We start from the raw sequence: 23,195 nt of genomic DNA, 5'->3' as shown, positions 1-23,195 counted from the left end.
GCCGGAAGTCGTGGTGAATCGTTGGTCGAATGGGTTGGCCAGAGCTGGACCACTGCCTACCATCGATCACCGCAAGACTTTGTGCACCGTCGCACAATCTCCTCGGGAGGTTTCCTTGCACCGCCGCCGTCGCACCGCGCTCCTCCTGTCCGCCGCGATCGTCGCGTCGGCCCCCCTCCTGACCGCCTGCGGAAACGATGCGCATCCGGGCGCGGCGGCCGTCGTGGGCGGCCAGCGGATCACCGTGTCGCAGCTGGAGAGCCGGGTGAACGAGGTGCGCTCCGCCCAGCGCGCCGCGGTGCGTGGCGACGCGCAGTACGCCCAGACCGTCGCCCAGACCGGCACCCTCACCCGGGACACCCTGCACGGCATGGTTCTCGACCGGGTCCTCCAGCGCGCCGCGCGGGACGCGGGCATCACCGTCAACCGCAACGAGGTTCAGCGGATGCGGGCCGGTCTGGAGCAGCAGGCCGGCGGCTCCACGGGCCTGGAGACGGCCTGGCTCCAGCAGTACGGGATCCCGCCGCAGCGCCTCGACGACAACCTCCGCCTCCAGCTGGAGGCACAGAAGCTCGCCACCCAGCTCGGCACCGACACCAGCCAGCCGGCCTTCTGGAAGGCCCTGTCCAAGGCCTCCGAGGAACTCCACGTCGACCTCAACCCGCGCTACGGCAGCTGGGACGTCCAGAAGGTGAGCAGGGTCGACGGGAAGACGCCGTGGGTACGTGAGGTTTCGGCGGCGGGGTCGCAGCAGTCGGCGTGAGAGGTGATGATCTTACGATCACGCCACGTCACCCGGCCTGTGGACAACCGCCGGGGCCTGTCCGCCGGGTGCGTTACGTTCGAAGCGTGAACACATCCAGCCCCGAGGCCGCCCCCGGCCGCATCGTCCTGCTCACCACCTCGCACCGCGTCGCCCCCGGCCTGCTGTCCTGGCCCGCCTGGCAGGCGCTGCACGCGGCCGACCAGGTGCTGTGCGCGGACGGCGCGCACCCGCAGCTGCCCTATCTGCGCGAGGCCGGCATAGCGGTCGACGAGGCCTCTCCGACCGCCGAGGACCTGGTCGACGCCTGCTCCGGCGGCCGCACCGTGGTGGTCGTGGCGACCGGCGAGGGCGAACCGGCCCTGACGGACGGCCTCGCCCGCCTCGCCGGCTCCGGACGCGTCCACATGCCGGAGCTGGAGCTGCTCCCCGCCTCCTACGACCTGCCCGGCGCCCGCCTCCTCGACCTCGTCCAGGTCATGGACCGCATCCGCGCCGAATGCCCCTGGTCCTCCCAGCAGACCCACAAGGGCCTGGCGAAGTACGGCATCGAGGAGGCGTACGAACTGGTCGAGGCGATCGAGGACGGCGACCGCGACGAACTCCGCGAGGAGCTGGGGGACGTGTTGCTCCAGGTCGTCTTCCACGCCCGGATAGCCGAGGAGGACCCCGACACGCCCTTCTCCATCGACGACGTGGCGGGCACGATCGTCGCCAAGCTCATCCACCGCCACCCCCACGTCTTCGGCGACGAGACCGCGACCACCCCCGAGGAGGTCAAGGAACACTGGCTGCGCACGAAGGCCGTCGAAAAGCAGCGCACTTCGGTGACCGAAGGCATCCCCCTGGGTCAGCCCGGCCTGGCCCTCGCGGCGAAGCTGGCGTCCCGCGTGCGGACGGCAGGCCTCGACGTCCCGCTTCCCCAGGGCGAGGGCGTCGGCTACGACCTGCTGGCCATGGCCGTCCGCGCGGAGACGGAGGGAGCGGACCCCGAGGCGGCGCTGCGGGCGGCGGCACGGGCGTACCGGGACGCGATACGGGCGGCGGAGCGCTGAGGCGTCCGGCCGCTCGGATGAGTACCGTTGACTCAGGGACGTGCGAGTGGTCAGGGGGCCTGGGTGGAGCGGGAGTTGGAGGAGCTGGCGGCCTGGGGTGCGAGAGTGCTCACGGCCGGGGTGTGGTCGGAGGATGCGGAGCGGGTTCAGGTCGCCTTCGCTGTCTGGCTGGAGGAGCAGGGGAGTTACCAGCACTCCCTCGCCCTCCTCGATTTCGAGAGGCACCGACCTGACACCGACCCCGATGGGTTCAGGGCGGAGTGGACCAGACGCCTGCGTACGGTCCTCAAGTCCAGGAGCGACGCGCAGGCGGCGGACCAACTGAAGCGCCTGGTGGTCGAGTTCGGCCAAGTCGGTCGGTCAAGGTCCTCCCCTCGCGTCTCCAACACCGCTTCTTCCACCACCGTCAACGAGTCACCCGTGACCGGCGATCACATCGATTTCCGGGGCGGCACATTCCCCGGGCAAGTCATCGGGAAGCAGTACAACTACGGGCCGCAGCCCGGCGTCGGGCTGCCCGACCCCGACAGCTGGCCGACACTCGAAGACGTCAACCCGGTGACACTCGGGGTGCGACAGACGCGACGCCTGGGGGAGGAGTCCGGGCTCGCGTGCTACGTCACGCGGGACGTGGACGAGGCCCTGCGGGGGTGGCGCCAGCGGGACGGTCTGCTCGTGATCACCGGCGTTCCCCTCACGGGCAAGTCGAGGACGGCGTGGACCGCCATGTTCAACCACCTCGAGCTCCACACCCGCGTCTACGCACCCCCGCCCGGCACGGACCTCCGCAGTCTCCCCGGTCTGCTCCGCGCCCGACCGGGGACGTACGTCCTCTGGCTCGACGAACTGGAACGCCACCTCGGCGACCAGGGGTTGGACCTGGGACTGCTGGACGAGTTGAACAGGCTCGGCGTACCGGTGGTGGCCACGATGAGCGACGAGGAGTACGAGAAGCACCGGTTCGGTGACGGACCGGCGTCCCGTCTCCTGAGCCGGACCAGGCCGGTGCGGCTGAGCTCGCGCTGGAGCGAGGCGGAGCTGGAGCGGCTCGCCGAGGTGACCGACGACGCCCGCCTCGTCGACGCCGTCCAGTGGCGAGGCGACAGCGGCGTCACCCAGTACCTGGCCGTGGGCCCCGAGCTCTGGGAGCTGTGGCACCACGCCGCCTTCTCCAACAGCAGGCATCCGCTCGGACACCTGGTCGTGAAGGCCGCGATCGACCTCGTGCGGTGCGGGGTCACCGGTGACATACCGGGGGAGCTGCTGGAAACGGCAAGTGGTTGCTACGGGACGGGCCACGTATCGGGGCGGCCGGAGATCGAGTCACTGGAGGAGGCGCTGGCCTGGGCGGCCGAGCAGCGGCACGGAGTGACCGGGTTGCTGGTGCGGGGCGAGAGCGACGGGACGTGGCGACCGTACGGCTCGCTGGTCGCGGACGTGCTGCGTGACCCCACGACGGAGCCGGTGCCGCTCGCGGTGTGGCGCTGCGCGCTGGACGGGACGCGTGACGACGCAGACCTGTACCGCACCGTCCTTCGGACCGCCGATGCCCACTTCGCCCTCAGAGCCGAGGAGGGTGACCCAGAGGCCATGCACATGCTGGGCATTACGGCGGACGACGAGGCCACAGCGCTGGAGTGGTTCCGCAAGGCGGTGGACGCGGGAAAGTCGGAGCTGGCGGGGCGTGTGGGCGAGCTGCTGCTGGCGAGGGGGGAGGCGGAGGACGCGCTGCCGTATCTGCGGACGGCGGCGGAACGGAACCCCCAGGGGGCTGAGGGGCGGCTCCTCGGACAGGCCCATCTGATGCTGGCCGAGCACTGGTTGCGGCAAGCTGCAGAGGCGGGCGACGCGGAGGCGGCACACCGACTCGGCGATCTGCTCCTCGGGGGCGGAGACATCGATGGCGCGATAGATCACTACCTCGACGCCGAGATGGACGCTTACGCCCCTGTGGCCAGGAGCGTCGGAATGTTCGCCTTGTTGAAACACCAGGCCGAGGTGGCCCAGGTCTACCTGGAACGCGCGGTGGGGGCGGGTGACGAGCGAGCGGTCACGCTGTTGGATAGCGCTCGCGAAGCGCCGGAGACACTGGCAGAGGCCGAGGAACACTTCCTGGACGCCGGCACCTACCCCTTGGACGCCACCCACCACGGCGCCGTACTGGAGAAGAAGGGGCTCCTGGCTGAAGCCCGCCAGCAGTACGAGAAGGGCTACGACCTCGGCGACGCCTACGGCGCCTACCGCCTGGCCGCGCTCCTCCAGCAACAGGGCAACCCCGAAGAAGCCACCCTCTGGTACCGCAAAGCCGCGGACATGGGCCACCCCGCCGCCAAGAAAGCCCTGGCGGAGATGGCCGAAAAGCCAGCTACCGTCAAGGAGTGACCCACCACCCCCAGCCCCCCACCCCCGCCCCCGACCTCTTCACCTGGGAGTTCGCCACCGACCCCTACCCCGCCTACGCCTGGCTGCGCGAGCACGCCCCCGTGCACCGTACGAAGCTGCCCAGCGGCGTCGAGGCGTGGCTGGTCACCCGGTACGGCGACGCGAAGCAGGCGCTCGCCGACCAGCGGCTCAGCAAGAACCCCGCGCATCACGACGAACCCGCGCACGCCAAGGGCAAGACCGGTATCCCCGGTGAGCGCAAGGCCGAGTTGATGACGCATCTGCTCAACATCGACCCGCCGGACCACACCAGGCTCCGACGGCTCGTCAGCAAGGCCTTCACGCCCCGCCGGGTCGCCGAGTTCGCGCCGAGGGTGCAGGAGCTCACCGACCACCTCATCGACCAGTTCGCCGAGCGGGGCTCAGCCGACCTCATCCATGAGTTCGCGTTCCCCCTCCCCATCTACGCGATCTGCGACCTGCTCGGCGTACCGCGCGAGGACCAGGACGACTTCCGGGACTGGGCGGGCATGATGATCCGGCACGGGGGAGGCCCACGGGGCGGGGTCGCGCGGTCGGTGAAGAAGATGCGCGGCTATCTCGCCGACCTCATCCACCGCAAGCGCGAGGCCCTCCCGGACACGGCCGCGCCCGGCGAGGACCTCATCTCCGGCCTGATCCGCGCCTCCGACCACGGCGAGCACCTCACCGAGAACGAGGCGGCGGCGATGGCGTTCATCCTGCTGTTCGCCGGGTTCGAGACGACGGTCAACCTCATCGGCAACGGCACGTTCGCCCTCCTCACCCATCCCGAGCAACGAGCCCGCCTCCAGGACTCCCTCACCGCCGGGCACACCGACCTCCTCGAGACCGGTGTCGAGGAACTCCTGCGCTACGACGGCCCCGTCGAGCTCGCCACCTGGCGCTTCGCCACCGAGCCGCTCAGCATCGGTGGGCAGGACATCGCGGCCGGGGACCCCGTCCTCGTCGTCCTCGCCGCCGCGGACCGGGATCCGGAGCGGTTCGCGGAACCGGACGTCCTCGACCTCGGCCGGCGGGACAACCAGCACCTCGGGTACGGGCACGGCATCCACTACTGCCTCGGTGCGCCGCTGGCCCGTCTGGAGGGGCAGAGCGCGCTCGCGACGCTGTTCACCCGGCTTCCCGACCTGCGACTCGGGGAGGATCCGGCCGATTTGAGGTGGCGTGGCGGACTCATCATGCGGGGACTGCGCACCCTGCCCGTGGAGTTCACGCCCACACGGTGATCAAGCGAGTGCGCTGTGTACCCGATTCGCCAAGGTGACATGCATTCAGCTCTGTGATCTTCACGTGATCTACGCGGCATTAACTTGTGACAAGTGATCGGCTGTCGATACGTTCACTCGTCAACGCGGCACCTCGGCTTCACCCGCCGCGTGGGTAAGTGCTGTCTCGCGAAAGGTCACCGCATGCTCTCCGGGAACGGTCGCCACCGTCGCCCTCGTCAGGCTCCGGCTCTTCTCGTCGCCGCCGGGGTGACGGGCTCCGCCATCGCCATCCCGCTCCTGGGCGCCACCGGCGCGAGCGCGGCCGACGGCACCACGTGGGACAAGGTGGCCGACTGCGAGACCGGCGGAGCGTGGAGCGCCGACACAGGCAACGGATTCTACGGCGGCCTGCATCTGACCCAGGAGCGCTGGGAGAAGTACGGCGGCCTCGACTTCGCCACCAGCGCCGACAAGGCCAGCCGTTCCCAGCAGATAGCCGTCGCCGAGAAGATCCTCGCCGACATCGGCCCCGGCGCCTGGCCCACCTGTGGACTGCTCACCGGGCTCGGGAAGGACTCGGGTTCGTCGGACGTCGACACGGGCACGGCCGACGAGGTTCCCTCCCGGGGCCTGGACAATTCATCCGGCTCGACCGGATCGTCAGGATCATCCGGGTCGTCCGACTCGTCGGATTCCGCTGAGTCCTCCTCCGGTTCCTCCGGGACGTCCGACGGGCCCTCGGACACCGCCGGCACCCCCGACGACTCCACTGCGGGTTCCTCCGGGAAACCGTCCCCTTCCTCTTCTTCGTCCTCTTCTTCCGCCGAGTCGGACAGTTCCGCAAAGTCCGATTCCTCCACCGACTCCGGCGCGAAGGTCTCGCAAAGTCCCGAGAGCTCGCCGACGGAGGGCCGGGCAACCGGCAAGTCGGATGAATCGGACAAGGTGCAGCAAAGCGCCGGTTCCTGGAGTCTCGTCGACACCGGCTCCATCGGTGGCGGCACGGGTCGGCACCGCGGCGGCAGCGCCGACGAGAGTGTCGACAAGGGCGCGGACGCCGGTGCGAAGGTGGCCTCCACTGGCCGTCACGCCTACACCGTCCGTCCCGGTGACACCCTGGCGTCCATCGCCGACTCCCTTGGCCTCGACGGTGGATGGTCCGCGCTCTATGCCGAGAACAAGCAGGCGATCGGTGCCGACCCGAACAACATCTCCGCCGGTCAGACCCTTCGAGTCGGGGCTGAATAGGGCGAAAAGCGGCGGGAGTTCACGCCCCACTTCGCGCTGAATGTCCAATTTGGCGAAAGTGTGGGATGAGTCTCAGAAGCCCTGATCGTCTTTGAAATTCCTCGGATGGCGTGTCTACGGTCGTGACCGCTCGCCAACACGAGCCCCGGCTGCCGCAACGCCGAATCCTGCCAGCGGCCGTACGGGAACAGTCGTCGCGTCAAGCGCCGTAGGCAGGAGCGGGGGACCCAAGGTAAGTGCCGGGCCCGGACGTTGAGACCGGATCCGGCTTGGGGTGAAGCCGCGCCTCGTGAGAGGTGCGGCCGGGCAACTCAACCGGCCCGAACCCGACAGCTCACCTCGCAGGCGTCGGTGAGGGGATCAACCATGCTGTTTTCCGGCAAGGGCAAGCACCGTCGTCCGTCCAAGGCCACCCGGGCCATCGCCATCGCCGGTGTGACCGGCGCCGCCGTCGCCGCCCCGCTGATGGCGGCCGGCAACGCCTCCGCCGCCACCACCTCCGAGTGGGACGCGGTCGCCCAGTGCGAGTCGGGCGGCAACTGGTCCATCAACACCGGCAACGGCTACTACGGTGGCCTGCAGTTCTCCGCCTCCACGTGGGCCGCGTACGGCGGCACGCAGTACGCCTCCCAGGCCAACCAGGCCAGCAAGGCTCAGCAGATCGCCGTCGCCGAGAAGGTCCTCGCCTCCCAGGGCAAGGGTGCCTGGCCGGTCTGCGGCAAGGGCCTGTCGGGTGCCTCCTCCAGCAGCACCGACACCTCCTCCGGCAGCGGCTCCTCCTCCAGCGGTTCCAGCAGCTCCTCGAACAACAGCAGCTCCTCGAACGACAGCGGCACCAGCACTCGCTCGACCGAGCAGCAGGCCTCCCGCTCCTCCGAGCGTCCCGCCGCCAAGAAGACCGTCACCACGCCGACCGGCAAGAAGGTCAAGAAGGGCGACGGCGAGTACAAGGTCGTCGCGGGTGACACCCTCAGCAAGATCGCCGCGAAGCAGAAGGTCGCGGGCGGCTGGGAGAAGCTGTTCGAGCTGAACAAGGACATCGTCGAGGACGCCAACCTCATCTACCCGGGCCAGCAGCTTCACCTGAAGTAAGCCGGGCCCACCGCCTTCCCGCCGGAGCGGGACGCGGGCTCCCCGCTCCGGTGCGTCTTCCCCCGTACGCACCGGAGCGGGGTTTTTTTTTGCCCGCCCTTCGCCCGCAATCCCCGCCCGCTCTTTGTTCCGTCCAGGAACAATGTGTACCGTCAGCCTGTCCACGGGGCGGTCGGTCGGATGCCGATGCCACGGGGGCGGTTAGGCTCTAGTCGCAAGGCCCACGGGCCCCGCACTTCCAGCGTCACATCCCAAGAAGGAGATGCTCGTGCCGTCCATCGACGTCGTCGTAGCCCGGGAAATCCTGGACTCCCGAGGCAACCCCACGGTCGAGGTCGAGGTCGGCCTCGACGACGGCAGCACGGGTCGTGCCGCCGTTCCGTCCGGCGCCTCCACGGGCGCCTTCGAGGCCATCGAGCTCCGCGACGGTGACCCGGGCCGCTACCACGGCAAGGGTGTCGAGAAGGCCGTCCTCGCCGTCATCGAGCAGATCGGCCCCGAGCTGGTCGGCTACGACGCCACCGAGCAGCGCCTGATCGACCAGGCGATGTTCGACCTGGACGCCACCGACAACAAGGGCTCCCTCGGCGCCAACGCCATCCTCGGCGTCTCGCTCGCCGTCGCCCACGCCGCCTCCGAGGCCAGCGACCTCCCCCTCTTCCGCTACCTGGGCGGCCCGAACGCGCACCTGCTGCCGGTGCCGATGATGAACATCCTGAACGGCGGCTCGCACGCCGACTCCAACGTGGACATCCAGGAGTTCATGATCGCCCCGATCGGCGCGGAGTCCTTCTCCGAGGCGCTGCGCTGGGGCACCGAGGTCTACCACACCCTCAAGAAGGTCCTGAAGAGCAAGGGCCTGGCCACCGGCCTCGGCGACGAGGGCGGCTTCGCCCCGAACCTCGGCTCCAACCGTGAGGCCCTCGACCTCATCCTCGAGGCGATCAAGGAGGCCGGCTACACCCCCGGCGAGCAGATCGCCCTGGCGCTCGACGTCGCCGCGTCCGAGTTCTACAAGGACGGCTCCTACGTCTTCGAGGGCAAGGAGCGCTCCGCCGCCGAGATGACCGAGTACTACGCCGAGCTCGTCGCGGCGTACCCGCTCGTCTCCATCGAGGACCCGCTGTTCGAGGACGACTGGGCCGGCTGGAAGACCATCACCGAGAAGCTCGGCGACAAGGTCCAGCTCGTCGGCGACGACCTGTTCGTCACCAACCCCGAGCGCCTCGCCCGCGGCATCGAGGAGGGCGCCGCCAACGCCCTGCTGGTCAAGGTCAACCAGATCGGTTCGCTGACCGAGACCCTGGACGCCGTCGAGCTGGCCCAGCGCAACGGCTTCAAGTGCATGATGTCCCACCGCTCCGGCGAGACCGAGGACGTCACCATCGCCGACCTGGCCGTCGCCACCAACTGCGGCCAGATCAAGACCGGCGCCCCGGCCCGCTCCGAGCGCGTCGCCAAGTACAACCAGCTGCTGCGCATCGAGGAGATCCTCGACGACGCGGCGGTGTACGCGGGCCGCAGCGCGTTCCCGCGCTTCAAGGGCTGAGCGTTCGCCCACGTCCGCTCGGCGGACCCACGTCCGCTCGGCGGACCACGGGCACAGCAAGGGCTGACCCAACCAGGGTCAAGCCTGAGCCAGTCGTACGTACGTCCCCGTACTCGGTCCCGTACCGTGTGCGGGGACGTACGCACGTGTGGAACGGGAGGCGCGGGGACATGGCCGTGAAGGACCGGGACCGTTTCTCCACCGCGACCAGGATCCGGTTGCTCGGCGAGCAGACGGCGGCCCGTGTCTACCGCTCCCAGACCAAGCGGCAGGCCCGCCGCTCCCGCCTGACCAGCCGGGCGGCCCTGCTCGCCCTCGTGATGTGCTCGCTGATCGTGGCCCTCGCCTACCCGATAAGGGCGTACGTCTCCCAGCGCGCCGAGATCGCCGATCTGGAGCGGGAGAAGGCACAGGCCAGGCAGCGGGTCGAACAGCTGCGCGACCTCAAGGCGCGCTGGCAGGACGACGCGTACGCGGAGCAGCAGATCCGGCAGCGCCTGCACTACGTGATGCCCGGCGAGACCGGCTACATCGTGATCGACCCGGCCGCGGCCAAGCAGGCACGCGCCGACCTGGTGGCGGCCGACCGCCCCTGGTACGCGAACGTCTGGGACGGGATCGACACGTCCGACGCCTCCGACCGGTGAGACCCGACCAGCGGGACCGACAGACCGACAGATGGACCGATAGAAAGACAGGCATGGAAACGCCCCCGCCGACCACTCCGCGCACCGAGCCCACCGACGCGGACGTCGAGGCCTTCAAGCAGCAGCTCGGGCGCCCGCCGCGCGGGCTGCGCGCCATCGCGCACCGGTGCCCGTGCGGCCAGCCGGACGTCGTCGAGACGGCCCCCCGCCTGCCCGACGGCACGCCCTTCCCGACGCTGTACTACCTGACGTGCCCGCGCGCCGCCTCGGCCATCGGCACGTTGGAGGCGAACGGCGTCATGAAGGAGATGACGGAGCGGCTGCAGACCGACCCGGAACTCGCCGCCGCGTACCGTGCCGCGCACGAGGACTACATCGCGCGCCGTGACGCCATCGAGGTTCTCAAGGGCTTCCCGAGCGCGGGCGGCATGCCGGACCGGGTGAAGTGCCTGCACGTGCTGGTGGGCCACTCGCTGGCCGCGGGCCCGGGGGTGAACCCGCTGGGCGACGAGGCGATCGCGATGCTGCCGGAGTGGTGGCTCAAGGGGCCGTGCGTGCAGCCGCTCGCGGCACCCGACCCGGCGGACGAACTCCCCGGCGAGGAGGGCACGGTCTCCGACCCCGCCGAGGCCCGTAGCGTCTCCTTCGCCGAGGCTCCCGCGGTCCCCGCCGGTTTCAGCCGGGTCGCCGCCGTCGACTGCGGCACGAACTCCATCCGGCTCCTGGTCGCTGACGTCAACCGGGCCACGGGTGAGCTCCTGGAACTCGACCGGCGCATGACGATCGTGCGGCTCGGCCAGGGCGTGGACCGCACCGGCCGGCTCGCCCCCGAGGCCCTGGAGCGCACGTTCGCCGCGTGCCGCGAGTACGCGGACGTGATCCGTGGACTGGGCGCGGGCACGGTGCGGTTCGTGGCCACGTCGGCCTCCCGGGACGCCTCGAACCGCGACGACTTCGTGCGCGGTGTGGTGGACATCCTCGGCGTCGAGCCCGAGGTCATCTCCGGCGACCAGGAGGCCGAGTTCTCCTTCACCGGGGCGACCAAGGAACTGACCGGCCGGGCCGACCTGCCCACGCCGTACCTGGTCGTGGACATCGGCGGCGGCTCGACCGAGTTCGTCGTCGGCGACGACCACGTCCGCGCGGCGCGCTCCGTCGACGTCGGCTGCGTCCGTATGACCGAACGGCACCTGGTCCGGGACGGGATCGTGTCCGACCCGCCCACCGCGGAGCAGATCACCGCGATGCGCGCCGACATCGAGACGGCCCTCGACCTCGCCGAGGAGACGGTGCCGCTGCGCGAGGCACGCACGCTGGTGGGCCTGGCCGGCTCCGTGACGACCGTGTCGGCGATCGCCCAGGAACTGCCCGAGTACGACTCGGTGGCCATCCACCACTCCCGCGTCTCCCGCGACAAGGTCCGCGAGATCACCGACTGGCTGCTGACCTCCACCCACGCCGAACGCGCCGCCGTCCCCTCCATGCACCCCGGCCGCGTCGACGTGATCGCAGCGGGCGCCCTCGTCCTCCTGTCGATCATGGAACGCATCGGCGCCGAGGAGGTCGTGGTGAGCGAACACGACATCCTCGACGGCATCGCCTGGTCCCTCACCTGAACCGGCGCGCCGCGCCATCGCTTTCCGGCCCCGGGCATCCACGCGGATGCCCGGGGCCTGTGAGTCTCGACTCAGGTTCCTGACCGTCAAAATCCCTTGAGCTAGGCTCACATGTGCGAATCGTGGGATCACGGACACTGATGTGACGGGGGATGCGTCATGGCAGAACCGCAGGGCACGAAGGGCACCGCGGATCTTCGGGCGAAGCACGAGGATCTGACCAGGCTCGCCGACGATCTGAACGACATGCAGGACTACCTGACCCGCCAGGTACGGCGCATGGACGGCATCGTCGACAGCATCGAGGCGGGCTGGCAGGGCCCGGCCGGTACGGCATACCGGAAGTTCCACCGGGCCGCCGCCGAGGACGCCGTACGCGTCCGCGAAGTCATGAAACTGCTGGAGTCGGCCGTGCGGATGAGCCGGGACGGCTTCACGGAGCGAGAACTGGCCGTTCTGGACAGCCTGCGCCAGATCCAGGTGGACGTCGCCAGTGAGGTGGACCGGCTGTCCACGCCCTACCTGCCCACCGCCGGACCGCCGACGCGGCCGAACAGCAGCCTCGACGACTTCTGACACCGCCGTCCGGCAGCCGCGTCGCGGACTGCCGGCTCGAGGGACGGGGAACGCATGCCGCCCAGCGCCGGAGACGACCACATAACCGTCAAGCTCGCCACGCTGCACCACCTCGCAGGCGAGTTGGAGGACATCCTCAAGCAGCTCAACGGCAAGATCGACGACCTCTACGACCGGGTGGAACCGGTCGTACTGTCCTGGAACGGTGAAGCCCGCGAGGCCTTCGTCGACAAGCTCGACGAATGGGACCGCTCGGCGCAGGACCTGAAAGCGGCCCAGAAATGGCTGCACGAGGTCGTGACCACCGGCCGGACCAACTACACGGCCGCCCACCTGGCCGTCCTGCGCGGCTGGGGAGCGGCCTGATGGCGGCCCCCGCGGCGCCGCCGGGCGGCGGAACCATCGACGTCAAGCCGTCCCAGCTGCACCAGGTCGCGGGCGGTTTCGCGGCCCAGCAGACCCCCTTCGACAAGGCCGCCAAGGACCTGCTCACCGCCCTCGAGGAGTACCCCGACGCGGGCGGCTACGGGACCGCGGCACAGGCCTTCGCGACCGCGTACGTCAAGGTCGGCAACGAATTCCTCGACGTGTGGGCCAAGTCCGTGGTCAGCGTCGGAGGAGCGGCGGTCGGTTTCGCGACGACGGCCAACAACTACGCCAAGGCGGAGGCGGCCAACGACGCCTCGGGCCAGACCGTCGCCCGGACCCAACCGCCGCCGGTCGTCATCGACACGGTGCCCGACTACGGCTCGGTGCCGGATCTGAAATGGGGCGACGACGACGGCGGTGACGACTTCATCCGCTCCATCCTGGAGTGGATCCCGGACCTGGTGTGGCACATCATCCGGCCCCTTCTGGAGCACGCCTTCCGCTGGGGCAAGGTCGCCGAGGTCTATCCGTTCCCGCAGCAGCACTACCTCAACTCGCTGTCCCAGGCCTGGTCGAACACGACCATGTCGCTGTCCATGACGGAGAGCGGTCTGACCGGACTCGTCAGCGGCATCACCCAGCAGAGCAACAGCGAGTGGTACGACGCGATGCGCAAGTTCTGCAGCTCGCTTTGGGGGACCGCGGACTGGGGGCAGAGCAGGGCGGGCTACGAGTGGAAGCACGACAGTTCCGCCTCCCCGACCGCCACCCACCCGGTCATGACGGTCCTGTTCGACTCGGCGAAGAAGATCAGCGACCTCCTGCGCGAGTTCGCCGAGGCCGCCGTCGACCTGAACGGCAAGGTGTGGGACATCTACATGGAGGCGGTCAAGCAGGCCGTCGGCAACATCGACCTCAGTGACGGCGTGGACCTCAACGACGTCAAGGAGGGCGCGAAGGGAGTCGGCCGCTTCCTGAAGGGGCTCGCGACGGGCGCTGCGGAACTCGGCGCGGAGATCACGCTCAACATCGACACAGCAGCTCTGAACGCCGTCGTCGAGGCGTACAACCGCCGCGTCAACGCGCTCACGCCCCAGTTCGACGCGCTCATGGGTCCCCTGGAGGAGGCGCGGCGCAGCGCCCCGACCTACGCCGCGGAGGAAGCGCGCGCCGAGGCCTTCGGGGCGCGGGCGTTGAACGACTTCAAGCAGGAGCACAAATACACCACCGACGCCGACGAGAAGAACCACTTCTATGCGATCGACCTGGCCAACGCGGAAGGTCTGTACGGCGGACACAGCGTGGACAAGCACGTGGGCAAGACGGACGAGCAGTTGGCGCAGCGGCTCAGGGACCAGCAGGTCGTCCGCCCCGACGGCTCGGTACGGCCGCTGGCGGCGTCGTCGTTCACGGACCTGGCGTCCGCGCAGCGGCTCACCCAGACGACCCTGGACGACATCGGCAACGCCGAGAAGATCGAGCGCTGGCTGGACCGGCTCGAACAGCAGCCGGTCGCCAACGAGAGATCGACCCTGACCCTGGACAAGTCCTTCACCGACGTGACGGGGCGCACCGTGTCCCGTACCGCCTACGACGCGGACGGACTCAAGGCGCGGGGGACCGACGCGCACGGTGTCAATGTCGTGCTGCGGTACAAGAGAGGCATAGACCCACCCTTCGTCGTCCTCACGTCCATGCCGACCGCATGACGGTCGGCGACCGAGCTGGAAGCGGAAAGGAGCAGCGGCCGGCCGTGACTACGTACACCGGTGCCGTCTTCAACAACGGGGTGGTGGCGAGGCTCTTCGACGTCCTCGCCACGGCACGCGAAACGGGCGGGACGGCGCCGTTCACCGAAGAGATCGCGCGCGTCAACCGGACCCTGGACAGCTGCGCCACCACCAGGTGGGCCATGCCGAGCGCCACGCTGGCCGCTCTGCTCGACCTCGTCGCGGAGGAGCTGCGGAGGTCCCCCGACAGGGACCTGCCCCCCGGTTTCCCGCAGCGGCTCGACGCGCTGGCCGGGGATCAGGGCAGGACGGCCTTCCTCACGGACACGGCCTCGGCACTGAGGACGTCACAACGCGAGGGGATCGCCCGGTTCGAGGACGTCCCGATGTCGGCCTGGGAGGCGGAACTGAGGTTCACCCGCCTGCGGGACTTCTCCTGGTGGGTCGAGTCGGACGAGTACGACACCTTCGAGGACGGGGTGCTCGCGGGCGTGACCAGCGAACACCCGGACGGCTGCGCGCAGGTGCTGCCGCCCTTGGTCGCGGAACTCCACGCGGCGCTGCTTCTCGACGGGGACCCGCGGTCCGTGGCCTCCCTCCGGTCGGTGGTCCCGTGGGCCACGCCGCCCGTCCTGCGGGACGTTCTACGAGCCGCCTCCGCCCATCTCCTCGAAGCGCACTGAGGCCTTCCCGTGCAACCGAACCGTTCCGCCACGTATCCCGACCGGGAAACCGCACAATGGGCCACCCAGCAGACCGTCACCGCCAACGAACAGCTCATCCACCGCTGGCTCGCCCAGTCGACCCGCCCGCGCCTGACCATCGAGGCGGCCTGGCCGTCCCGTCCCGAGCCGGTGGGCAGAGTCCTGCTGCAGGCGATGATGCTGGCGGGCCGCGGCCCGGTCGACGTACGGGCGGCCCGGGTGATCCTCAGGCGGGACAACGCCTCCCCGCACGGATTCGTCGTGCACGCCACCTTCCCGATCCACCTGTAGAGGCCGTCGCCCCATGCCCATGAGCCCCCTCGAGCACGACCGCCGCTACGGCGAGCTGGACCAGGTGATGCGCGCGTACGCCGGGCTTGCTCCCGACGACACGGAGGACCGGCCGAGCACCGCCCTGACCGCCTACCTGCGGCACACCTGGCACACCCGGCCCTGGGCCCTCGGCATGGCCGAGGCGCAACTGCGTGAGTACGCCCGCAATCCCCCGGGGACGCTGCGGCGGCGGCTCGGCGAGTTCTACGCGGTGCCCGATGTCGGCCTGCCCGAAGCCGGCGTCCAGGACTGGCTGTTGCTCCTCGCCGACCACATCAGGCGCAGCGTGGAGGAGGGCCGGGTGCCGGCCCGGTCGGCGCCGGTCACCCACTGGGAGTGGCACGCCCGCTTCCCGGAGCTGGGGCAGTTGCTGGGCGGGTGGTTCTCGCAGGACATGCCCGACGAGTTCGGGGCGCGGGACGACTCTCATGAGGCAGCCCTCGCCGACTACGCCGCCACCACGGATCCGCAGATCGTCGCCCGTCTCGTGGGCGAGCTGCGGGAACTGCTCACGCTGGAGCTCGACGAGTCGGACTACGCCCTGGCCGTGGCCGAACTCGGTATGGAGGTCGACTGGCCGGCGCCGTACGCGCCGAGCGGGTGGCTGGCCTCGGTGGCCGTGCGGCTGGAGGCTTTTCTTACTGGCAAGTAGCCTCGATTGAGCAGGTCGAACAACGTATGAGTGCGCCGGAGAGGGCCGGGCGTCTCCCTTCCTCGACCCCCCGCCGGAAAAGTTCGTGAAGTTCTTCACAAGGAATTCGGCACTCCAGAGCGAAGAGATGGGTCGGGTTGACCCTTCTGGGGGCTCAATGGGTCTTTGAACGTGTTCAGAAGCATGCTATGGGGGTGGACCGGAAGGCCTCTGGAGGGCGGGTCGAGAGGGGGCTCACGGGGCGCCTCGCGACCCAGAGAGGCAGCTCACGCGGCATTGACAACGACGCGCGGTGCACAATGGATCCCGGTTGTCATCATGATGTGGATCACGCGAGTCGCGGAGGATAACACACACCCCGTCGGAGCTTGTGAAGGGGCGCACGAGCGACCCCCTAGGGGCGGGTGGATACTCGATGGCATGAGCACCACGGAGCGTCCCAGGATCCTCGTAGTAGGCGGTGGGTACGTAGGCCTGTACGCAGCTCGGCGCATCCAGAAGAAGATGCGCTACGGCGAGGCGACCGTCACGGTCGTCGACCCCCGGTCGTACATGACCTACCAGCCCTTCCTTCCCGAAACCGCCGCCGGCAGCATCTCCCCGCGTCACGTCGTCGTCCCGCTGCGACGCGTGCTTCCCAAGGCGGAGGTACTCACCGGCCGGGTCACCACCATCGATCAGGACCGCAAGGTCGCCACGATCGCCCCGCTGGTCGGCGAGGCGTACGAGCTGCCCTTCGACTACCTGGTCGTCGCGCTCGGCGCGGTCTCCCGCACCTTCCCGATCCCCGGCCTCGCCGAGCAGGGCATCGGCATGAAGGGCATCGAGGAGGCCATCGGCCTGCGCAACCACGTCCTCGAGCAGCTCGACAAGGCCGACTCCACCACCGACGAGGAGATCCGCCGCAAGGCGCTCACCTTCGTCTTCATCGGCGGCGGTTTCGCCGGCGCCGAGACCATCGGTGAGGTCGAGGACATGGCCCGCGACGCGGCCAAGTACTACAAGAACGTGTCCCGTGAGGACATGCGCTTCATCCTCGTCGACGCAGCCGACAAGATCCTCCCGGAGGTCGGCCCCAAGCTCGGCCAGTACGGCAAGGAGCACCTGGAGGCCCGCGGGGTCGAGGTCTACCTCTCCACCTCCATGGACTCCTGCGTCGACGGCCACGTCGTGCTGAAGAACGGCCTCGAGGTCGACTCCAACACGATCGTGTGGACCGCCGGCGTCAAGCCGAACCCGGCCCTGTCCCGCTACGGCCTGCCGCTCGGCCCCCGCGGTCACATCGACTGCGCGCCGACGCTCCAGGTCCAGGGCACCGACTACATCTGGGCCGCCGGCGACAACGCCCAGGTCCCGGACGTCGCCGCCCGCAAGGCCGGCGTCGAGAACGCCTGGTGCCCGCCGAACGCCCAGCACGCGCTGCGTCAGGCGAAGGTCCTCGGCGACAACGTGGTCTCCGGCATGCGGGGCTTCCCGCAGAAGGAGTACAGCCACGCCAACAAGGGCGCGGTGGCCGGTCTCGGCCTCCACAAGGGCGTCGCGATGATCGTCATGGGCAAGATGAAGATCAAGCTCAAGGGCCGTCTCGCCTGGTACATGCACCGTGGCTACCACGGTCTGGCCATGCCGACCTGGAACCGCAAGATCCGCGTCTTCGCCGACTGGACCCTCGGCATGTTCCTCAAGCGCGAGGTCGTCGCCCTCGGCGCCCTGGAGACTCCCCGCGAGGAGTTCTACGAGGCCGCCAAGCCGGCGCCGGTCGCCGCCGCGAGCAAGGCCGAGAAGACCGAGAAGTCCGAGGAGAAGGCCAAGGCCTCCTGACCCTCCCGGTCATACGATCCACCCGAAGGACCTCCCGCCATCCGTGGTGCGGGAGGTCCTTCTGCGTCCGTCGGGGTTCGCACGACAGTTTTTCCTCAGCCGTGACGCGCGTGGGGGACTGTGGCCGGGCCCCGCAGGTGTTTACGTGGTGCTGGACATTCCGGGATCGATTGTCACGGAGGTGTGCACCATGGCCGATGCCGCGCCGCGGCTCAAGACCCTGCTCGAACAGGTACTGGGAGCCCCGCTCCCGATCCGCATCCGCGCCTGGGACGGTTCGCAGTCCGGACCGCCGAACGCGCCGGCACTGGTCGTCCGCAACCGCCGCGCCCTGCGCCGACTGCTCTGGAAACCCGGCGAGCTGGGCCTCGCCCGCGCCTGGGTCGCCGGGGACCTGGACATCGAGGGCGACCTCTACCAGACCCTCGACCTGCTCGCGGGGACCGTCTGGGAACGCGGCGAGGACGCCAGAACCCTCACCCAGGCGCTGCGCGACCCCGAGGTGTGGGCCGCCGCCCGCGGCCTCGTGCGACTCGCCGGCCTCCCCCTGCCGCCGGCCCCGCCCCGCGAGGAGGTCCGGCGCCGCCGCCACCTCCACACCCGGCGCACCGACAGACGCGCCATCAGCCACCACTACGACGTCGGCAACGACTTCTACGAGATCGTCCTCGGCCCGTCGATGGTCTACTCGTGCGCCTACTGGCGGGCCCCCGAACCCGACGCCACCCTCGAGGACGCCCAGCGCGACAAGCTCGAACTCATCTGCCGCAAGCTCGATCTGAGACCGGGCCGGCGCCTGCTCGACGTCGGCTGCGGCTGGGGCTCCCTGGCCGTGCACGCCGCCCGCGAACACGGCGTGAGCGTCGTCGGCGTCACGCTCTCGCAGGAACAGGCCGCGCACGCCCGTAAGCGCGTCGCCGACGAGGGCCTCACGGACCGGGTCGAGATCAGGGTGCAGGACTACCGGGACGTCACCGACGGCCCGTACGACGCGATCTCCTCCGTCGGCATGGCCGAACACGTCGGCGCCGACCGGTACCTGGCGTACGCCCAGGACCTGTACGCCCTGCTGCGCCCCGGCGGCCGGCTGCTCAACCACCAGATCGCCCGCCGCCCGCAGCGCGACGAATCGTCGTACGACGTGGACGAGTTCATCGACGCCTACGTCTTCCCCGACGGCGAACTCGCCCCGCTCGGCACCACCGTCACCCAGCTGGAGCGCGCCGGGTTCGAGGTACGGGACGTGGAGTCGATCCGGGAGCACTACGCGCTGACCCTGCGCCGCTGGGTCGCCAACCTGGAGACCGACTGGTCGCGCGCGGTGGCGCTGGCAGGCCCCGGCCGGGCCCGAGTCTGGCGCCTGTACATGGCCGCCTCCGCGCTGGCCTTCGAACGCAACAACATCGGCGTCAACCAGGTCCTCGCGGTGCGCACCCCCGGCTCCGGCGCCTCCGGGATGCCGCTGCGGGCCCGTACCTGGAACTGACCGTGAAGGGCCCCGCTCCCGGTCCCGGGAACGGGGCCCTTCACGGCCGTGGGCGTGCCGCTACTCGGACTTGATCGCCGTCAGCATGTTCAGGCGGGCCGCCCGACGGGCCGGCCACAGCGCCGCCAGGATGCCGACCGTCGCCGCGAGAAGGAGGAACACGGCCATCCGCGCCCACGGCAGGACCAGCTCGTACGTCGGCATCGCCGTGCCCATGAGCTCACCGGCGGCCCAGCCGAAGAACACCCCGAGGCCGATGCCGAGCACGCCGCCGAAGAGGGAGATGACCAGGGACTCCAGGCGGACCATCCGCTTGATGCCCTTGCGGTCCAGGCCGATCGCACGGAGCATGCCGATCTCCTGGGAGCGCTCGAAGACCGACATCGCCAGGGTGTTGACGACCCCGAGCACCGCGACGATCACGGCCATCGCGAGCAGCCCGTAGAGCATGTTCAGCATCAGCGTGAACATCTTCGCGATCTCGTCGGAGAGGTCCTGCTTGCTCTGGACCTTGATGGCCGGGTTGGAGCCGAGGGCCTTCTCCAGCCGGTCCTTCGTCGCGTCGGACGCGCCGTCGGACGTCTTGACCATGACCCGGGTGTCCGACGCGTCCGTCTGGTGCGGGGCCAGGGCGGACAGGTCGAGCAGGATGCCGTGGATCAGGTCGTTGCCCTCGTAGACCCCGGCGACCGTCAGCCGCTGCTTCTTGCCGTCCTCGAAGGCCACCGTGAAGGCGGAACCGGCCTTCCAGCCGTGCTTCTTGGCGGTGTCGGCGTCGACGACGGCCTGGGTGGGGCCGACCTTGAAGGCGCCGTTGTCGACCGTGACATCGGTGAGCTTGCCGATCGTGGCGCCGTTGACGCCGGTCAGGAGCTCGGTCTCCCCTTCGATGCGCCCGGGGGCGTTGCGCATCGGACTGGTGGCGGTGACGCCCTCGGTGGCCGCCAGCTTCTTGCCGACATCGAGGGAGAGCCCGTTGTAGTTCGCCATCGACACCACGTAGTCGGCGCGGATCGCGGACGACGCCATCTTGTCGATCGACTTCTGCAGGCTGCCCGCCATCACCGTCATGCCGGTGATGAGGGTCAGGCCGATCATCAGCGCGGACGCCGTGGCCGCCGTACGGCGCGGGTTGCGCAGCGAGTTCTGGCGGGCCAGCTTGCCCGAGACGCCGAACGCGCGCAGAACGGGGGCCGTCGCCGCGATCAGCGGGCGCGACAGCAGCGGGGTCAGGATGAACACGCCGATGATGAGCAGTACCGCGCCCATGCCCATGGGGGCCTGCCCGTCCGAGCCGCTCATCGTGGTGGCGGCCAGGACGACCGCGACGCCGGCCGCCGAGAACAGGGCCCCGATGGTGTTGCGCAGCACCAGCGACCGGGTGGTCGCCTGCGCGTGCACGCTGCTCATCGCCGCGACCGGCGGGATCTTCGCGGCCCGGCGGCCGGGCAGCCAGGCGGCGAGCATGGTGATGACGATGCCCACCGCGAGGGCGGCGGCGACGGTGCCCGGGGTGATGACCAGCGGTCCGTCCGGGACGGTCGCGCCGAGCGTGCCCATCAGGGAGCGCAGCCCGGCCCCGATGCCGATACCGGCCACCAGACCGGTCACACCGGCGACCGTGCCCACCACGAACGCCTCGATCAGCACCGACCGGGTGACCTGCCGGCGGGACGCGCCGACCGCGCGCAGCAGCGCCAGTTCCTTGGTGCGCTGGGCGACCAGCATGGTGAAGGTGTTGGCGATGATGAACGTGCCCACGAAGAGGGCGATGCCCGCGAAGACCAGCAGGCCCTGCCGCATACCGCTCATCGACGCGGAGATCGCCTTCGCCTGGTCGTCGGCGAGTTCCTTGCCGGTGGTGCTCTCGGTGACGTCCTTGGGCAGCGCCTTGTCGAGTGCGGCCTTCAACGCCGTCTGGCTGGTGCCGGCCTTCGCCTTCACGTCGATCTCGTCGTACGTGCCCGGCTTGCCGAACAGCTTCTGGGCCGTCGCCGTGTCGAACAGGGCGAGGCTGCCGCCGGCGGCGACATTGCCGTCGTCGGTGGTGAAGATGCCGCTGATCCTCGGGGAGAGGACGGGCCCGTCGACCGACAGGCGGACGGTGTCGCCGACCTTGTACCCGGCGCGCCGCGCGGTCTCGGAGTCGATCGCGACCTGGTTCTCGCCGTGCGGCGCGGAGCCGGACTTCAGCGGGTACCGGGGGTCCTTGTCGCCCCAGTAGTTGCCGCCCTGCGACTGGAAGCCGCCGCCGATGAGCTTGTCGTCCTTGTCGGCGATGGCGGTGAAGTCGGTGACGACGCCGATGGCGGAGGCGGCCCCCGGAACCTTCGCGCTCTGGTCGAGCAGTGCCTGCGTCAGGTCGGGCGTCTTGCCGAGCCTGTCGCCCTTGTCCTCCTGGTACTTGGCCGTCACGGCCACGTCGACCTGGTCGAAGCCCTTGGCCGAGCTGTTCTGGTAGGCGTCGGAGATGGTGTTGGTGAAGACCAGGGTCCCCGACACGAAGGCCACGCCGAGCATCACGGCGAGCACGGTCATCAGGAGCCGGGCCTTGTGCGCGAGTACGTTGCGCAAGGCGGTACGGAACATGAGGGTGTCTACTCCGAAGGTTCTTGACCGGGTGTCAGCCGGAGGTCAGCTGGTGCGGCCCTTGGCGTCGAACTGCTTCATCCGGTCGAGGACCGAGTCGGCCGTCGGCCCGTACACCTCGTCGACGATCCGCCCGTCCGCGAGGAACACCACCCGGTCCGCGTACGCGGCGGCCACCGGGTCGTGGGTCACCATCACCACGGTCTGCCCCAGCTCGCGCACGGAGTTGCGCAGGAAGCCCAGTACCTCGGCGCCGGAGCGGGAGTCGAGGTTTCCGGTCGGCTCGTCGCCGAAGATGATGTCCGGCTTGGCGGCCAGGGCGCGGGCGACGGCGACGCGCTGCTGCTGGCCGCCGGAGAGCTGGGAGGGCCGGTGGCTCAGCCGGCCGGAGAGCCCGACCATCTGGATGACCTTGTCGAGCCACTGCTTGTCCGGCTTGCGGCCCGCGATGTCCATCGGGAGGGTGATGTTCTCCAGGGCGGTCAGCGTGGGCAGCAGGTTGAACGCCTGGAAGATGAAGCCGATCTTGTCCCGCCGCAACTTGGTGAGCTGCTTGTCCTTCAGGGAGCCCAGCTCGGTGTCGCCGATGCGCACGGAACCGGAGGAGAAGGTGTCGAGCCCGGCCACGCAGTGCATCAGCGTGGACTTGCCGGAGCCGGAGGGGCCCATGATCGCCGTGAACTCGGCCTGGCGGAAGTCGACGGAGACCCGGTCGAGGGCGACCACCTGGGTCTCGCCCTGTCCGTAGATCTTCGACAGATCCGTGGCACGCGCGGCCACGGCGGTGGTCCGGTCGGCGATGGGAGTGGTGGTCACGGGTGGACGCTCCTGGGGACGACGGTGGTGGTTCGAGGACGTGAACCATCGTCTCGGCCGTAACGCGGCATGTAGTCACCCGTTGTTCTGGTTCGGAGGACAGACTCGGGTCTGACCGCGGGCCGCCGTGTCATACCTGGGGATGACGGCCGCCCCCTGCGAGCGGGCGAGTCAAGAACAGGTGGAGCCCCCTCGTTCGGGCGGTGAAATTCCGTCATTCCGTATGCGCGACCGGCCGCCGCAGGAGAGGCTATTGGCAAGTGCGGATGGCCCTTACCGTGGGCTGATGCACCCTCAGACGTCAATAAAATAAGACAACATCGGTCCGCCCGTCCGCTGTTCGGGGGATGTATCCCGATAGGCTCGGAACCTCGACGCGGAGCCCATGGCCTGCCCGGATGGTGGAATGCAGACACGGCGAGCTTAAACCTCGCTGCCCCTCGCGGGCGTACCGGTTCAAGTCCGGTTCCGGGCACTTCCGCGGTCACGCTGCGTGACCCTCAAGAACGGTCAGTTG

The 23,195-nt window shown here is 69.6% G+C and carries 19 protein-coding genes, 1 tRNA gene, 1 pseudogene and 1 riboswitch; of the genes and pseudogenes, 19 read left to right on the top strand and 2 right to left on the bottom strand.

Annotated elements, in window-relative coordinates:
* The first annotated feature begins 115 nt into the window (after positions 1–115).
* The 18 genes and pseudogenes from ACGFNV_RS12115 to ACGFNV_RS12030 all read left to right on the top strand — a co-directional run bounded on the left by ACGFNV_RS12115 (position 116) and on the right by ACGFNV_RS12030 (position 19,273).
* Positions 116–763, top strand: a complete 648-nt coding sequence (locus tag ACGFNV_RS12115; RefSeq protein ID WP_393621658.1) for a SurA N-terminal domain-containing protein — start codon at positions 116–118, stop codon at positions 761–763.
* 86 nt (positions 764–849) lie between these two features.
* Entirely contained in the window at positions 850–1,818 is a 969-nt protein-coding gene (locus ACGFNV_RS12110) for a nucleoside triphosphate pyrophosphohydrolase (protein ID WP_393621656.1), read from the top strand.
* 27 nt (positions 1,819–1,845) lie between these two features.
* The gene (locus ACGFNV_RS12105; protein ID WP_393621654.1) at positions 1,846–4,200 is read left to right on the top strand and encodes a tetratricopeptide repeat protein; all 2,355 of its coding nucleotides are present in this window, start codon (positions 1,846–1,848) and stop codon (positions 4,198–4,200) included.
* Complete coding sequence (locus ACGFNV_RS12100) at positions 4,197–5,468, top strand: cytochrome P450 (protein ID WP_393621652.1); 1,272 nt, start codon at positions 4,197–4,199, stop codon at positions 5,466–5,468. The genes ACGFNV_RS12105 and ACGFNV_RS12100 overlap by 4 nt, the downstream gene beginning before the upstream one ends.
* A gap of 183 nt (positions 5,469–5,651) precedes the next feature.
* A complete protein-coding gene (locus ACGFNV_RS12095) occupies positions 5,652–6,698 on the top strand; it encodes a transglycosylase family protein (protein WP_393621651.1) in 1,047 nt (348 codons plus the stop codon).
* Positions 6,699–6,892: 194 nt separating this feature from the next.
* Positions 6,893–7,061: riboswitch (cyclic di-AMP (ydaO/yuaA leader) on the top strand.
* A 3-nt stretch (positions 7,062–7,064) separates the two neighbouring features.
* Entirely contained in the window at positions 7,065–7,790 is a 726-nt protein-coding gene (locus tag ACGFNV_RS12090; protein WP_393621649.1) for a transglycosylase family protein, read from the top strand.
* Positions 7,791–8,058: 268 nt separating this feature from the next.
* Positions 8,059–9,339, top strand: a complete 1,281-nt coding sequence (gene eno, locus ACGFNV_RS12085; protein WP_393621647.1) for a phosphopyruvate hydratase — start codon at positions 8,059–8,061, stop codon at positions 9,337–9,339.
* Positions 9,340–9,509: 170 nt separating this feature from the next.
* The gene (locus ACGFNV_RS12080; RefSeq protein ID WP_393621646.1) at positions 9,510–9,986 is read left to right on the top strand and encodes a septum formation initiator family protein; all 477 of its coding nucleotides are present in this window, start codon (positions 9,510–9,512) and stop codon (positions 9,984–9,986) included.
* A gap of 53 nt (positions 9,987–10,039) precedes the next feature.
* A pseudogene (locus tag ACGFNV_RS12075) lies at positions 10,040–10,441 on the top strand (DUF501 domain-containing protein); the annotation flags it as partial.
* Positions 10,442–10,699: 258 nt separating this feature from the next.
* Positions 10,700–11,602, top strand: coding sequence for an exopolyphosphatase (locus ACGFNV_RS12070; protein WP_393622486.1), 903 nt, complete (start codon positions 10,700–10,702; stop codon positions 11,600–11,602).
* Between the two features lie 159 nt (positions 11,603–11,761).
* Positions 11,762–12,178, top strand: a complete 417-nt coding sequence (locus tag ACGFNV_RS12065; RefSeq protein ID WP_393621644.1) for a WXG100 family type VII secretion target — start codon at positions 11,762–11,764, stop codon at positions 12,176–12,178.
* A gap of 54 nt (positions 12,179–12,232) precedes the next feature.
* Positions 12,233–12,544 carry a WXG100 family type VII secretion target gene (locus tag ACGFNV_RS12060; RefSeq protein WP_393621642.1) on the top strand — a complete coding sequence of 104 codons (312 nt, stop codon included), beginning with the start codon at positions 12,233–12,235 and terminating at the stop codon, positions 12,542–12,544.
* Positions 12,544–14,256 (top strand): RNase A-like domain-containing protein, encoded by a 1,713-nt coding sequence (locus ACGFNV_RS12055; protein WP_393621641.1) that lies wholly within the window; start codon positions 12,544–12,546, stop codon positions 14,254–14,256. Before ACGFNV_RS12060 ends, ACGFNV_RS12055 begins: the two co-directional genes overlap by 1 nt.
* A gap of 44 nt (positions 14,257–14,300) precedes the next feature.
* On the top strand, positions 14,301–14,960 hold the full coding sequence (locus ACGFNV_RS12050; protein WP_393621639.1) for a hypothetical protein: 660 nt from the start codon (positions 14,301–14,303) through the stop codon (positions 14,958–14,960).
* 9 nt (positions 14,961–14,969) lie between these two features.
* A complete protein-coding gene (locus tag ACGFNV_RS12045; RefSeq protein WP_393621637.1) occupies positions 14,970–15,272 on the top strand; it encodes an RNase A-like domain-containing protein in 303 nt (100 codons plus the stop codon).
* Between the two features lie 13 nt (positions 15,273–15,285).
* Positions 15,286–15,966, top strand: a complete 681-nt coding sequence (locus tag ACGFNV_RS12040) for a contact-dependent growth inhibition system immunity protein (protein WP_393621636.1) — start codon at positions 15,286–15,288, stop codon at positions 15,964–15,966.
* A gap of 420 nt (positions 15,967–16,386) precedes the next feature.
* Positions 16,387–17,787 (top strand): NAD(P)/FAD-dependent oxidoreductase, encoded by a 1,401-nt coding sequence (locus ACGFNV_RS12035; RefSeq protein WP_393621634.1) that lies wholly within the window; start codon positions 16,387–16,389, stop codon positions 17,785–17,787.
* A 190-nt stretch (positions 17,788–17,977) separates the two neighbouring features.
* Positions 17,978–19,273, top strand: coding sequence for a class I SAM-dependent methyltransferase (locus tag ACGFNV_RS12030; RefSeq protein ID WP_393621633.1), 1,296 nt, complete (start codon positions 17,978–17,980; stop codon positions 19,271–19,273).
* Positions 19,274–19,333: 60 nt separating this feature from the next.
* Here the strand turns inward: ACGFNV_RS12030 and ACGFNV_RS12025 are convergent, their stop codons facing one another.
* Positions 19,334–21,862, bottom strand: coding sequence for an ABC transporter permease (locus ACGFNV_RS12025; RefSeq protein WP_393621632.1), 2,529 nt, complete (start codon positions 21,860–21,862; stop codon positions 19,334–19,336).
* Positions 21,863–21,907: 45 nt separating this feature from the next.
* Positions 21,908–22,678 (bottom strand): ABC transporter ATP-binding protein, encoded by a 771-nt coding sequence (locus ACGFNV_RS12020; protein WP_393621630.1) that lies wholly within the window; start codon positions 22,676–22,678, stop codon positions 21,908–21,910.
* 392 nt (positions 22,679–23,070) lie between these two features.
* Here ACGFNV_RS12020 and ACGFNV_RS12015 point away from each other — a divergent pair.
* Positions 23,071–23,153, top strand: a tRNA-Leu gene (locus ACGFNV_RS12015).
* Positions 23,154–23,195: the final 42 nt, after the last annotated feature.

This window comes from Streptomyces sp. NPDC048751, from assembly GCF_043198595.1.
In the GTDB taxonomy this organism is placed as follows: Bacteria; Actinomycetota; Actinomycetes; order Streptomycetales; family Streptomycetaceae; genus Streptomyces.
The sequence above is the reverse complement of the archived record's forward strand: the minus strand, read 5'-3'. Positions and strand labels throughout refer to the sequence as shown.